Below are 13,800 nucleotides of genomic sequence, written 5' to 3'. Positions count from 1 at the left end.
GCATTACGACCATAAGCATCCACTCGTTTGACAAGTGTTTTTCGAGGGGACCCCTTTCTACCGGGGCTTTCCCGTGGCAGTGCAAGTGTTTCGCAATTGAGAGTGCTGGCCGTTTGCAGTCAGCGGAAAAACGACGAAGGGTCAGCGATGTGACTTTTTATTGCAGCCACCGTCGTGCTGAATAGTGGTTTTTTAACCTCAAAACGTCGGTGCTCATGCGCTGGCGGACCGTCGCACTCGAAATGTATCGGTGCGAGGGACAGGCACAAACTGTGTGCCGCGCAGGCGTCCTCCTTGAAAGGCGTCTGTTGGAATCGGGCCGGACAATGCGTTGTCCGGCCGCTATAGCCCAAGGCTCTGGAATACTCATGTCGGACCGTTACGAACTTTTCCTCACCTGCCCAAAAGGCCTCGAAGGCTTGTTGGCTGAGGAAGCCACCGCCCTTGGTCTCGAGGAAACCCGCGAACACACGTCCGCCATCCGCGGCACCGCCGACATGGAAACCGCCTACCGGCTGTGTCTGTGGTCGCGTCTGGCCAATCGGGTGCTGCTGGTGCTCAAGCGTTTCCCGATGAAGGACGCCGAGGACCTTTACCACGGCGTGCACGACATCGAGTGGGCTGACCATCTGGAAGCGGAAGGTTCGCTGGCCGTCGAGTTCAGCGGCCATGGTTCGGGGATCGACAACACCCACTTTGGCGCCTTGAAGGTCAAGGACGGCATCGTTGACCGGCTGCGCACGGCTGACGGCTTACGTCCATCGGTCGACAAGCTCAACCCGGACCTGCGCGTGCACCTGCGTCTGGACCGGGGCGAAGCGATTCTGTCCCTGGACCTGTCCGGCCACAGCCTGCACCAGCGCGGCTACCGTCTGCAGCAGGGCGCCGCGCCGCTCAAGGAAAACCTGGCCGCCGCGATCCTGATCCGTTCGGGCTGGCCGCGCATTGCCGCTGAAGGCGGCGCGCTGGCTGACCCGATGTGCGGCGTGGGCACTTTCCTGGTCGAAGCAGCGATGATTGCTGCCGACATCGCGCCCAACCTCAAGCGTGAGCGCTGGGGTTTCTCCGCCTGGCTGGGGCACGTGCCGGCGATCTGGCGCAAGCTGCATGACGAAGCGCTGGAACGCGCCCAAGCGGGCCTGGCCAAGCCGCCGCTGTGGATTCGCGGTTACGAAGCCGATCCGCGCCTGATTCAGCCAGGCCGCAACAACGTCGAACGCGCCGGCCTGAGCGAGTGGATCAAGATTTACCAGGGTGAAGTGGCGACCTTCGAGCCGCGTCCCGACCAGAATCAGACCGGTCTGGTCATCTGCAACCCGCCGTACGGCGAGCGTCTCGGTGACGAAGCCAGCCTGTTGTACCTCTATCAGAACCTCGGCGAGCGCCTGCGTCAGGCCTGCCTGAACTGGGAAGCGGCGGTGTTCACCGGTGCGCCTGATCTGGGCAAGCGCATGGGCATTCGCAGCCACAAGCAATACGCGTTCTGGAACGGCGCACTGCCGTGCAAGCTGTTGTTGATCAAAGTGCTGCCGGATCAGTTCGTCACCGGCGAGCGTCGCACCCCGGAGCAACGTCAGGCCGAGCGCGAGCAAGCCGCTTACGATCAGGCGCCGGACGAGCCGCAAGAGCGTCAGTACAACAAGAATGGCAACCCGATCAAGCCGACCCCGGCCCCTGCACCGGTCATCGAGCAACCGCGCCTGAGCGAAGGCGGGCAGATGTTCGCCAATCGCCTGCAGAAGAACCTCAAGGCGCTGGGTAAGTGGGTCAAGCGTGAAGGCATCGACTGCTACCGCGTCTACGATGCGGACATGCCCGAGTACGCCATGGCCATCGACCTGTACCACGATTGGGTCCATGTTCAGGAATACGTCGCACCGAAGTCCATCGACCCGGAAAAAGCCTCGATCCGCATGTTCGACGCCCTGGCGGCCATCCCCCAGGCGCTGGGCATCGACAAGAACCGCGTGGTGGTCAAGCGCCGCGAGCGTCAGAGCGGCACCAAGCAGTACGAGCGTCAGAGCGCCCAGGGCAAGTTCAACGAGGTCAACGAAGGCGGCGTGAAGCTGCTGGTCAACCTCACCGATTACCTGGACACCGGTCTGTTCCTCGATCACCGGCCGATGCGCATGCGTATTCAGCGCGAAGCGGCGGGCAAGCGTTTCCTCAACCTCTACTGCTACACCGCGACCGCCAGCGTGCACGCAGCCAAAGGCGGCGCGCGCAGCACCACCAGCGTCGATTTGTCGAAAACCTACCTGGACTGGGCGCGTCGCAACCTGTCGCTGAACGGCTTCTCGGACAAGAACCGTCTGGAGCAGGGCGACGTGATGGTGTGGCTGGAGGCCAGTCGCGATGAGTACGACCTGATCTTCATCGACCCGCCGACCTTCTCCAACTCCAAGCGCATGGAAGGCGTGTTCGACGTGCAGCGCGATCAGGTCCAACTGATCGACCTGGCCATGGCGCGCCTGGCACCGGGCGGCGTACTGTATTTCTCCAACAACTTCCGCAAATTCCAGCTCGAAGAGACGCTGGTTGAGCGTTACGCGGTGGAAGAAATCACCCAGCACACGGTCGATCCGGACTTTGCCCGCAACGGCAAGATCCACCGCGCCTGGAAAATCACCGCGCGTTAAGGGCGGTTGCCAGGCTGCCGCGTCGGGATAGCTGACGCGTCAGCCTGGGTTTTCCGAAACCGACGGCCTATTGGGTCACGCCCAAGGGCCCCGCATCCCTTGATCAGCGCTGCACCGCCACGCACTTGATTTCCACCAGCAGGCCTGGCTTTGCAAGGTCGCTGACACCCAGGCATGTCCATGCGCAGGTGCCTCGGGGGAAGACGCGGTCTTTCACTGCCCTGAACATGGGCATGTGACTGTGCAGATCGATGTGGTAGGTCGTCAGGTCAACCACGTCTTCGAAGGTGCATCCTCCCGCCGCCAGTACCAGTCGCAGGTTTTCCCATGCGGCGAGAAATTGCTGCTCCGGGTCTTCGATAACGGCCAGCTCATGGGTGCGACCGACCTGGCCGGCGCAGTACAGCGTCTTGCCGACCTTGACGGCAGGGGCATAGCCCGCACGCTCGGCGAGTAGACGCATTTCGTCCGGGACGATGAGTTGACGGTCGGTCATGGGAGTGGAGGCCTTGAATGCTGTTGGAGGGACACGCTATCTCAGGTGGCTGATGTTGGGGGTAAAACTTTCCGCGCCTGCTTGCTCGGCACTCCAGGATAAATCACACTCTGGCCGACAGGTAATGATCATCAGTAAAGGGTGAGTCCATTTGTTGAGGCAACGGAATGCGTAAATCCAGAGTCATCATAATAGCCACCCTGTCAGGGCTGATAGGGGCTGTTCTGCCTATGATAGCGATGGCTTATATTTCTTGGGAAAGGGCACTGGCCAAAGAAAGAACTCATTTGGAAACCTACTCCGAGCGAGCACTAAAAAACATAAGCTTGTCATTGCAACAAGGACTCAAGGTTATATCGGACATGGAGGGCTGGGCGGGAGTGCCGTGCTCTCCCGAGCATATTTCGTTAATGCAAAAAACGACCGTGAATACCCGTGCGGTGGAAGAAATTGATTATCTTGAACAAGGGTTGCTTGGCTGCACATCATGGGGGAATACGTCGATACTGTCTGGATCGACGACGTCGACATACACCGATGCGAGAGGCTACAAGATCAATGTTCGCCTCATCCCGAGGGACCAGGGGATTCAGCCGATTACGATCATCCACCGTGGCGCCTACAACGTCCTTATCAATGCAGGAAGGCTGAGCGACATCATTCTCGATGATCGAATGCAGCTCGGTGTTTTTTACCAAGGCCAATTGGTTAATATTTCTCAGGGAGCGGATGAACAGACGATATCCCGACTTGTATCCAGTCAAGATCGAAATAATAAAGACTATCTCTATGCGGTTTCCACTCAGGACGACTGGTCCGCGCTTGTGATGGAGCCCATAAAAAGCGTCGACACAAGCTTCTACAGCGAGCTGGCGTGGATGCTGCCCATCGGCATAGGTATCGGCTTCGTCGTCGTATTATCTGTCATCCGAATCATGCGAATCAGACTCTCGCCGACGGCGGAGATGCAGATCGCAATTGCTCAGCGGGAGTTCACTGTTCACTATCAACCCATCATTGATCTTGAAACAGAAGCCTGTACGGGGGCCGAAGCGTTGGTCCGATGGGTGAGACCAGACGGAACGGTTGTCTCACCTGATCAATTCATTCCGCTGGCTGAAGAAACAGGGCTTATTCTCCCCATAACTGACCACGTCATCTATGGCGTCGTCAGAGACATGGCGCAACTTCTGCGAGATGACCGTAACCTTCATGTGGCCATTAACATAGGTGCAGAAGATCTAAAATCCGGGCGTTTTCTTGACACGCTTGATCATGCATTGAAAGGCTCGATGATTCACAACAGTCAAATATGGATAGAGGCAACTGAGCGAGGCTTCATCGATGTTGAGTCAGCCGTTATAACGCTTGAAAAGGCTCGGGGGCTAGGGTTCAAGATTGCAAACGATGACTTTGGTACGGGGTACTCCAGTTTGCAATACCTTGAGCGTTTGCCTGTCAATGTGCTCAAGATAGATAAATCTTTCGTGGACGCTATCGATAAATCTTCAGCGTCCAGCTCGGTGGTGACGCATATTATTGCTATGGCTAAAACACTCGGTCTGGAAATGGTTGCCGAGGGCATCGAGAGCCCACATCAGGCAGATTACCTGCGAGCGTATCAGGTGGATTACGCTCAAGGTTGGCTCTACTCGAAAGCATTGCCCGCGCATGATTTTTTAAACTTCATCAATGCCCAAAAAAGCCGCTAGGCGATCTCCGCGCGTTCAACAAAACGAATCCCTATGACAAACCTCGTGATGTGTGCTGCTCAATACTGCTCGGTCGCCGGTGACATCAACGTCAACATCGACCGGCATCTTCACATCATGCGCCGCGCGGTCGAGCATGGCGTTCAGTTTCTGCTGTTCCCCGAGTTGTCCTTGACCGGCTATGAGCCGACCCTTGCGCGCGCACTCGCTCAGACACCTGACGCCGAATGTTTGCAACCGCTGCGTGAGCTCGCGGCGCAGTCCGGGATGACCACGGTGGTGGGGCTGCCACTGCGGCAACCGGGCAGCGAAAACATTCTGATGGGTGCACTGGTGCTGGCCGCCGACGGCTCGCAGTCGGTCTACACCAAGCAGCATCTTCACCCGGGTGAGGAGGCGGTGTTCAGTGCCGGCGAGGGCGGCGCGCTGGTGGATATCGGCGCCGAGCAGATTGCGCTGTCAGTCTGTGCCGACGTTACCCAAGCCAGCCACGCCCAGGCAGCTGCGCAAGCAGGCGCCGACGTGTACGCCAGCAGCGTGTTGATCAGTCACGAGGGATACGCACGGGATACGGCATTGCTGCAGGGCTATGCCAGTGCGCATTCGATGGGCGTGTTGATGGCCAACCATGGCGGACCGTCAGGAGGCTGGGCCTGCGCGGGGCGCAGCGCGTTCTGGTCAGCCGGTGGCCGGTTGGTCGTCAGCGCACCGGGTACGGGCGACTGCCTGGTCATCGCCCGTCGACGTCAAGGCGTGTGGCAGGGCGAGGTGGTCGACTGCCTCGAATGGCAGTGATTTATCCGCGACTGGGCGGGCATTGGCTGCTGGCGCGTTTTTTCAGCGCGGCCGGGAAACGGTAAGAGGCAATCGGTTCACCGGCAATCCGCTTGAGCAGGGTCTCCACCGCTCTTACGCCTTGGGCGTGCATGCTGGTGCTGATGCTGGTCAGTTGCAGGTGTTCGGCAAGGGGCGTGTCGTTGTAGCCGACCACGGCGATGTCGCGCCCGGCCATCAGCCCGCGTGCGCGCAGTGCGCCGAACAGGCCGATGGCGAGGAAGTCGTTGACGGCGAAAATAGCCGTGGGCGGCTGAGGGTGTGACAGCAATCGTTCCCCGGTGACGAAGCCGGTGTGGGTGTCGAAGTGGCCCGTGATGATGCGCTCCGCTGCAATGTCCACGCCCTGCTCGCGATAGAACGCCACGAAACTCGCTGTGCGCTCCCGCGCGTTGCTGCTGTACGGCTCACCGGCGATCACCGCCACGCGGGTGTGGCCCTGGGCAAACAGATGCTCGGCGGCCAGGCGACCGCCCATTTCGTCATCCGAGGTCACGGAGCAATGATGCCCACGCCGGCGACTGACCAGCACGAACGGCACCTGACGCGCTTCCAGCTCTTCGAGAAACCCCGGTTCGTCTGTCGTGTGCACGTCACTGATGATCAGGCCGGTGACGTTGCGCGCGAGCGCACGTTCGCCCCGTTCGCGCTGGCGCTCGGGGAGGTCCAGGGTGTTGGCGACGAAGGATGTGTAACCCATCGCGCTCGCGGCTTCGTCGATGCCCTCATAGACCGTGGCCAGCACGATGTCTGAGAGCCGGGGCACCAGCACGCCGATTTCGCGGCTGTGACGCGTCTTCAGGGTTCGCGCGTGGGTGTTGGGCTGGTAATCGAGACTGGCCGCCAGCGCCCGGATGCGTTCGATGGTCTCTTTGGACGCCGCGCGGCCGGCATGGTCGAGGGTACCGTTGAGCACCCGCGAGACGGTTGAGACATGAATGTCGAGTTGCTGGGCGATACCGCGAAGCGTGGCCGGACGTCGGTTCATGGGCATGCCTGAAAGTGCGGATGAGCAGGGCGCGATGCTCGCATCATGGGGCCCCGTTGCACAGGGCCGGCGGCGTGCTCGCACGAACGCGCGGCGGTTGCGCCACGATGAAGCGTTGCGTACCAAAAGATCGCACGGCCCGCCGGCCAACACTACCCAAACGTTTGGGTGAAAACCGCGACGGTTTTTATCACGCGTTCAACCCACTGAATTCCATCGGATTAATTCATTTTCGGGCCCCTGCCGCCGGGCCGTGCAAAAAAGTTGGTATGAGCATTGCGTTGGGCCTGTCAGCACTCCTCACTACGGATGGGACACTTGCCATGACGCTTGCTTCAGTTACCCGCGCTCGAAGACTTACCCGGCTGGCTCTGGCCTGTTCGGTTGCCATGGGTGCCTCGTTGCCTTTGATGGCGATGGCCGACAGCACCTTGCGCATCGCCATGACCGCCGCAGACATCCCGTTGACCCACGGTCAGCCTGATCAAGGCTACGAGGGCAACCGGTTTACCGGCATCACGATGTTCGACGCTCTGGTGGAGTGGGACCTGTCGCAAAGTGACAAACCCAGCACGTTGATTCCGGGCCTGGCGACGGAATGGGCGGTGAACCCTGAAGATCACACCCGATGGATTTTCAAGCTGCGCCCTGGTGTGAAGTTTCACGACGGCTCGGCCTTCAACGCCGACGCGGTGGTGTGGAACGTCAACAAGGTCCTCGACAAACAAGCCCCGCAATATGCGCCGGGGCAAATCGGCGTGACGGTGTCGCGGATGCCGACCTTGCGCAGCGCGCGGAAAATCGACGATTTGACGGTGGAGCTGACCACCAGCGAGCCCGATGCCGTCCTGCCCTATAACCTGACCAATCTGTTCATGGCCTCGCCCACGGCCTGGCAAAAGGATTTCGCCGCAGTGCCGGCGGCCACCACCGATCCGGCCGAGCGCTCGAAGCTGGCCTGGACGGCCTTTGCCAGCCACTCGGTGGGCACCGGGCCGTTCAAGATGGACCGCATGGTCCCGCGCCAGGAGCTGGTGCTCGACAAGAATCCGGGTTACTGGGACCCCAAGCGTATTCCCAGGGTTGACCACGTGGTCTTGATTCCGCTGCCCGAGGCCAATGCGCGCACGGCGGCATTGTTGTCCGGTCAAGTGGACTGGATCGAGGCGCCCGCGCCGGACGCCATCGATCAACTCAAGAGCAAGGAATTCAAAATCTACGCCAATGGCCAGCCGCATCTCTGGCCGTGGCAGTTCTCCTTCGCCCCTGGTTCTCCGTGGCTGGACAAACGCGTGCGTCAAGCCGCCAACCTGTGCCTGGACCGAAGTGAATTGAAAGCTTACCTGGGCGGCTTCATGCAGGAAGCCACCGGTATCTACGAGAAGGATTCGCCGTGGTACGGCAACCCCGAGTTCAAGATCCGCTATGACCAGGCGGCGGCACAGAAACTCATGACGGACGCCGGTTTCAGCAAGGATCACCCCGTCAACGTCAAGGTGCTGACCTCAGCCTCTGGCTCCGGGCAGATGCAGCCGCTGCCGATGAACGAATACATCCAGCAAAGCCTCAAGGCCTGCTATTTCAACGTGGACATCGCCGTCACCGAATGGAACACCCTGTTCAGTGGCTGGCGCCTGGGGGCCAAGGATCCGGCAGCACAGGGCGCCAATGCGATCAACGTCAGCGCGGCGGTGATGGACCCCTATTTCGGGATGGTGCGGTTTTCCAGCGAAAAGGCCTTCCCGCCGGTTTCCAACAACTGGGGCTACTTCGCTTCGCCCGAAGTCGAAAAGCTGATCAGCACGGTCCGCAACTCGTTCGATCCGAAGGCCCTGGACGAAGCGTCCGGCAAGTTGCACGCGGCAATTGTCGACGAGGCGCCGTTCCTGTTCGTTGCCCACGACGTCGGCCCGCGGGCGATTTCGCCCAAGGTCACTGGCGTGGTGCAACCGCAAAGCTGGTTCATCGACCTGTCGCTGGTCTCCAAACAGGACTGAGCCACCGGCCGCCCTTGTGATCTCCCTCTGTGAGGAAAGCCCATGCTTGCCTACATCTTTCGCCGCGTCTTGCTGGCGACCCCGATTCTGTTAGGCGTGGCACTGGTGTGTTTCATGCTCGTGCACATGGCGCCCGGCGATCCGCTGGTGTCGGTGATGCCGCCGGACGCCTCTGAAGCGCTGCGTGAGCAGTTGATTCAGGCCTACGGTTTTGACAAGCCTCTGCCGGTGCAATTCGGGCTGTGGGTCTGGCACGCGGTGCAGGGTGACCTGGGCATGTCGATCGCCAGCGGCCGCCCGGTGAGCACCGAGGTGCTGGGTGCGGTGAGCTACTCGTTGCGTCTGGCCGTGCTGGCGACGTTGTTCGGCTTTGTGCTCGGCAGCCTGTTTGGCTTTGTCGGCGGCTACTTTCAGGACAGCTGGCTGGACAAGGTCGCCTCGGCGATTTCAGCGATCGGCGTCAGCGTGCCGCACTACTGGCTGGGCATGCTGATGGTCATCGTATTCTCCTCACAACTGGGGTGGTTGCCTGCCACCGGCGGCGGGCCCATGGGACAGTCGGCCTGGGCGTGGGACTGGGCGCATTTCCAGTTCATGATCCTGCCGGCCATCACCTTGTCCGTGATTCCCACCGGCATCATTGCCCGTACCGTGCGCGCTCAGGTGGCGGAGACCTTGTCGCAGGAGTTCATCATCGGCTTGCGCGCCAAAGGGTTGGGGGAGTGGGGCCTGTTCAAGCACGTGGTGAAAAACGCTGCGCCCACGGCCATGGCGGTGATGGGCCTGCAGATCGGCTATCTGATGGGCGGCTCGATTCTGGTGGAAACCGTCTTCGCCTGGCCCGGCACCGGACTGTTGCTCAATTCGGCGATTTTCCAGCGTGACCTGCCGCTGTTGCAGGGCACCATCTGGGTGCTGGCCTTGTTTTTTGTCGCGCTGAATCTGCTGGTGGACATCCTGCAGACGCTGCTCGATCCACGCATCAAAAGGGGCTGAGCATGAACCTCTCAATGCTGCGACCCGCCGCGCCCGTCATCACGCCCATAGAAAGCTCGCCAGGTTACTGGAGCGAGGTGTTTGGCCGCGTGCGCAGAGACCCGGTGGCCCTGTTGGTGGCGGCGGTCATTCTGGCGCTGCTGATACTGGCGGTGTTCGGCCCCTGGATCGTGCCCGGCGATCCGTTCACCACCTCAATGTTCAAACGCCTCAAGCCCATCGGTACCCAGGGCTTCCCGCTGGGCACCGATGAGCTGGGCCGCGACTTGCTGTCCCGCCTGATGCTGGGCGCACGCTTGTCGCTGTTCATGGGGATCACGCCGGTGATACTGGCCTTTTTGATCGGTGGCGCCATCGGTGTGATTGCCGGCTACTTCGGCGGCTGGCTGAACAGCCTGATCATGCGCACCGTGGACGTGTTCTATGCGTTCCCCTCGGTGCTGCTGGCCATCGCGTTCTCCGGTGCATTGGGCGCAGGCGTCAACAATGCGCTGATCTCATTGACGCTGGTGTTCGTGCCGCAAGTGGCGCGCATCGCCGAGAGTGTCACCACCCAGGTGCGCAACCGCGACTACATCGAAGCGGCGCGCGCCTCGGGCGCCGGGTCATTCACCATCATCCGCACGCAGGTGCTTGGCAACGTGCTGGGGCCGATCTTTGTCTTCACCACCGGCTTGATTTCAGTGTCGATGATCCTCGCTTCGGGCCTGTCATTCCTTGGGCTCGGCGTGACCCCGCCCGAGCCTGAATGGGGCCTGATGCTCAATACCCTGCGCACGGCGATCTACACCCAGCCACTGGTGTCGGCATTGCCCGGCGCGATGATTTTCATCACCTCGATTTCTTTCAACGTGCTCGCCGACCGCTTGCGGGCGGCCATGTCGATCAGGAGCTGACCATGAACCAGCGTGATATTGGTGGCCCCGCGCAGCCACTGCTCAACGTCGAAAAACTGGTCAAGCATTTCCCGGTCAAGGGAGGGCTGGGCAAGCACAGCGTCGTGCGCGCGGTGGATGGCATCCACTTCGTCGTGCACAAGGGCGAGACCCTTGGCGTGGTGGGGGAGTCGGGGTGCGGCAAATCCACCATGGCCCGGCTGTTGATGCAGCTCATCCGCCAGGACAGCGGCGAACTGGTGTTCGACGCCATGACGGTGGGCGGCCATCAGCTGCCCCTGCGCGATTATCGACGCCAGGTGCAAATGGTCTTTCAGGACAGCTATTCGTCGCTCAACCCGCGGCTGACCATGGAGCAGTCTGTAGCCTTCGGGCCGTCGGTGCATGGCGTCAGCCAGCGTGACGCGTTGCAGCGGGCGCGGGATCTGCTCGGCCGTGTGGGACTGGAACCGACCCGTTTTGCCGGGCGTTATGCCCATGAGCTGTCCGGCGGTCAGCGCCAGCGGGTCAACATCGCCCGCGCCCTGGCAGTGGAGCCGCGGCTGGTGATTCTCGATGAAGCCGTGTCGGCGCTGGACAAATCGGTCGAGGCCCAGGTGCTCAACCTGTTGCTGGACCTCAAAGACAGCCTGCACCTGACCTACGTGTTCATCAGCCATGACTTGCACGTGGTGCGTTACCTGTCCGACCGGATCATGGTCATGTACCTGGGGGAGATTGTCGAAATCGGCGCGGCCGAGGCATTGTTCAGCGACGCGCAGCACCCCTATACCCAGGCGCTGCTGACGTCCATGCCCTCGATGAACCCCGCACAGCGAACGCTGGTTTCGCCGCTGTCCGGCGATCCACCCAGCCCTATCGATCCGCCGTCGGGTTGCCGGTTTCATACGCGCTGTCCCCACGCCGAAGCGATCTGCCGTCAGACGGTGCCGCCGCTGGCCCTGACAGCGGCGGGTCATCACGCGGCGTGCCTGATGGTGCAGCCCGGGGCAGGGCACAGCCAGAGTCCTTCGGCGCCACTGATTTATGCAGGAGCCTCGGCATGAGCCAACAGACCATGGTCGCCGTGCGCGACCTCAAAGTGCGCTTCAAACGCGGCGGGCAAACCCTGTCGGCGGTCAACGGCGTCAGCCTCTCCGTCGCCCGGGGCGAAGTGCTGGCCCTGATCGGCGAATCCGGTTCAGGCAAGAGCGTGACGCTGCGGGCCCTGATGCGCCTGCATTCCGAGCGGTCCACGGACATCGAAGGCCACATCGAAATCGCCGGTCAAGACCTCATGGCGTTGTCGCGCAGCCAGTTACAGGCGTTGCGCGGGCCGGTGGCGGCGATGATTTTCCAGGAGCCGTTGCTGGCGCTCGACCCGGTCTACACCATTGGTCAGCAGATCGTCGAAGCGCTGCGTCGGCATCGTCCGATGTCAAGGGCGCAAGCCCGGGCGGCGGCGCTGGAAGCCCTGCGCAGCGTGCGCATTCCCAGCCCGGAACAACGGCTGGACGCCTACCCGCACGAAATGTCAGGCGGCATGCGCCAGCGGGCGATGATTGCCCTGGCGCTGGCGTGTCAGCCTCAGATTCTGCTGGCCGACGAACCCACCACGGCGCTGGACGCCACGGTGCAGATACAAATCCTCATCCTGTTGCGCGAGCTGCAGCAGGCCCTTGGTTTGTCGATCATCTTCGTCACCCACGACATCGGCGCGGCGGTCGAGGTGGCGGACCGGGTCGCGGTGATGTACGGCGGACGCATCGTCGAACAGGCGCCGTTGGCCGAGTTACTGGACAACCCGCAGCACCCCTACACCCGCGTGCTGCTGGGCACGCGGCCCAAGGACGGCCTGCGCAAAGGCGAACGGCTGATCAGCATTCCCGGCGCCCCACCGGATCTGGCCAACCTGCCGGACGGATGCGCCTTCGCCCCGCGTTGCCCACGAGCCAGCGCCGTGTGCAGCCGTGAGGTGCCTGCCATCGAAGATGTCATTCCCGAGCATTCCGTGAGCTGCCATCACTGGAATCAGACGCTTGCCCCACCTCTGAGTGAGTCCCTGTCATGACCGATTCCGCTTTTGCCTTGATGCCTTACCCGGCCGTTGATGTGCCCCATGGGGCCAGTGGCCCGCTGGCCGGCTATACCTTCGCCGCCAAAGACCTTTTCGACGTCGCCGGTTACCCCACCGGCGGCGGCAACCCCCATGTGCTGGCCATATCCGGGATCAAAACCACCACCGCGCCGACGATTCAGCGCCTGCTGGACGCGGGGGCGCAGCTGATCGGCAAGGCCCACACCAACGAAATGGCGTTCTCCATGAGCGGCAAGAACGCCCATTACGGCACGCCACGCAACGGCGCGGCCCACGACCGCATTCCCGGTGGATCGTCCTCGGGGTCGGCGTCGGCGGTGTCCAACCACCTGTGCGACTTTGCCATGGGCAGCGACACCGGCGGTTCCGTGCGCACGCCGGCCAGTTATTGCGGTTTGTTCGGCCTGCGCCCCAGCCACGGACGCCTGTCGCTGGCCAACACCCAGGCCCTGTGTGAAAGCATGGACACCGCCGGGTATTTCACCCGAGACGCTGCGCTGTTCGGCCGCGTGGGCGAGTGCCTGCTGGGCGAGGATCCGGCACCCCTCGGTGACGCGCCGTCTTTTGTGATCAGTGATGCGTTGTTTGCCCTGCTGCCGGAAGCTTCACGCGAAGCGTTGGCGCCTGCCATCGCCGGGATCGAGAGCCTCTACGGACCGCTGCAACAACTGCAAGGTGAGCTGCCGTCGCTGACCGATGCCTATTGGGCCTTTCGCTACATTCAGGGGCGCGAGGCGTGGCAGGCACAAGGCGCGTTCATCGAGCAGAACGGTCTGTGCCTGGGCCCCGACGTGGCCGCCCGTTTCGCCTGGTCCAAAGCCGTCACCGACGCGCAGTACGAGCAGTCGTGCGCCCTGCGTGAGCGCTTCGCTGCGACGTGGACCGAGCTGTTGGGCGATCGGGTACTGGTCATGCCGACCGTCCCGGACATCGCCCCGCTGCTGAGCGCCAAAGACGAGGAGATCGAACAGGCCCGGCAGATTTCACACCACCTGCTGGCCATTTCGGTGCTGTGCCGTACGCCACAGCTGAGTATGCCGCTGGCCATGAAGGACGGCGCGCCGTTGGGTATTTCGCTCATGGGGCCTCGGGGCAGTGACCTGAGCCTGGTGAAACTCGCGGTGCGTATTGCCGGATCACGCCCTTCCTGAAGCGCTGACTGTCT

11 protein-coding genes are annotated in these 13,800 nt (G+C 61.8%); 9 read left to right on the top strand and 2 right to left on the bottom strand.

What is annotated here, in order from left to right:
- Positions 1-368 precede the first annotated feature (368 nt).
- Positions 369-2,639 (top strand): bifunctional 23S rRNA (guanine(2069)-N(7))-methyltransferase RlmK/23S rRNA (guanine(2445)-N(2))-methyltransferase RlmL, encoded by a 2,271-nt coding sequence (gene rlmKL / locus OKW98_RS19315; protein ID WP_265386213.1) that lies wholly within the window; start codon positions 369-371, stop codon positions 2,637-2,639.
- 103 nt (positions 2,640-2,742) lie between these two features.
- On the opposite strand, the gene OKW98_RS19310 is transcribed toward rlmKL, so the two are convergent.
- Complete coding sequence (locus OKW98_RS19310; RefSeq protein ID WP_265386212.1) at positions 2,743-3,135, bottom strand: RidA family protein; 393 nt, start codon at positions 3,133-3,135, stop codon at positions 2,743-2,745.
- Between the two features lie 167 nt (positions 3,136-3,302).
- On the opposite strand from OKW98_RS19310, the gene OKW98_RS19305 reads away from it, so the two are divergent.
- Both OKW98_RS19305 and OKW98_RS19300 read left to right on the top strand, forming a co-directional pair.
- The gene (locus tag OKW98_RS19305) at positions 3,303-4,847 is read left to right on the top strand and encodes an EAL domain-containing protein (protein ID WP_265386211.1); all 1,545 of its coding nucleotides are present in this window, start codon (positions 3,303-3,305) and stop codon (positions 4,845-4,847) included.
- A gap of 33 nt (positions 4,848-4,880) precedes the next feature.
- A complete protein-coding gene (locus OKW98_RS19300; protein ID WP_265386210.1) occupies positions 4,881-5,642 on the top strand; it encodes a carbon-nitrogen hydrolase family protein in 762 nt (253 codons plus the stop codon).
- A 1-nt stretch (position 5,643) separates the two neighbouring features.
- Here the strand turns inward: OKW98_RS19300 and OKW98_RS19295 are convergent, their stop codons facing one another.
- On the bottom strand, positions 5,644-6,669 hold the full coding sequence (locus OKW98_RS19295) for a LacI family DNA-binding transcriptional regulator (protein WP_265386209.1): 1,026 nt from the start codon (positions 6,667-6,669) through the stop codon (positions 5,644-5,646).
- A gap of 323 nt (positions 6,670-6,992) precedes the next feature.
- On the opposite strand from OKW98_RS19295, the gene OKW98_RS19290 reads away from it, so the two are divergent.
- The 6 genes from OKW98_RS19290 to OKW98_RS19265 are packed head-to-tail and all read left to right on the top strand — an operon-like array spanning position 6,993 to position 13,786.
- Entirely contained in the window at positions 6,993-8,666 is a 1,674-nt protein-coding gene (locus OKW98_RS19290; protein ID WP_265386208.1) for an ABC transporter substrate-binding protein, read from the top strand.
- A gap of 42 nt (positions 8,667-8,708) precedes the next feature.
- Complete coding sequence (locus OKW98_RS19285) at positions 8,709-9,662, top strand: ABC transporter permease (protein WP_265386207.1); 954 nt, start codon at positions 8,709-8,711, stop codon at positions 9,660-9,662.
- A 2-nt stretch (positions 9,663-9,664) separates the two neighbouring features.
- A complete protein-coding gene (locus OKW98_RS19280) occupies positions 9,665-10,558 on the top strand; it encodes an ABC transporter permease (protein WP_265386206.1) in 894 nt (297 codons plus the stop codon).
- Between the two features lie 2 nt (positions 10,559-10,560).
- The gene (locus OKW98_RS19275; RefSeq protein ID WP_265386205.1) at positions 10,561-11,604 is read left to right on the top strand and encodes an ABC transporter ATP-binding protein; all 1,044 of its coding nucleotides are present in this window, start codon (positions 10,561-10,563) and stop codon (positions 11,602-11,604) included.
- Positions 11,601-12,608: an ABC transporter ATP-binding protein gene (locus tag OKW98_RS19270; protein WP_265386204.1), complete on the top strand. Its 1,008-nt coding sequence runs from the start codon at positions 11,601-11,603 to the stop codon at positions 12,606-12,608. Before OKW98_RS19275 ends, OKW98_RS19270 begins: the two co-directional genes overlap by 4 nt.
- Positions 12,605-13,786: an amidase gene (locus OKW98_RS19265; protein ID WP_265386203.1), complete on the top strand. Its 1,182-nt coding sequence runs from the start codon at positions 12,605-12,607 to the stop codon at positions 13,784-13,786. The genes OKW98_RS19270 and OKW98_RS19265 overlap by 4 nt, the downstream gene beginning before the upstream one ends.
- Positions 13,787-13,800 lie beyond the last annotated feature (14 nt).

This window comes from Pseudomonas sp. KU26590 (genome assembly GCF_026153515.1).
Lineage (GTDB): Bacteria > Pseudomonadota > Gammaproteobacteria > Pseudomonadales > Pseudomonadaceae > Aquipseudomonas.
The sequence above is the reverse complement of the archived record's forward strand: the minus strand, read 5'-3'. Positions and strand labels throughout refer to the sequence as shown.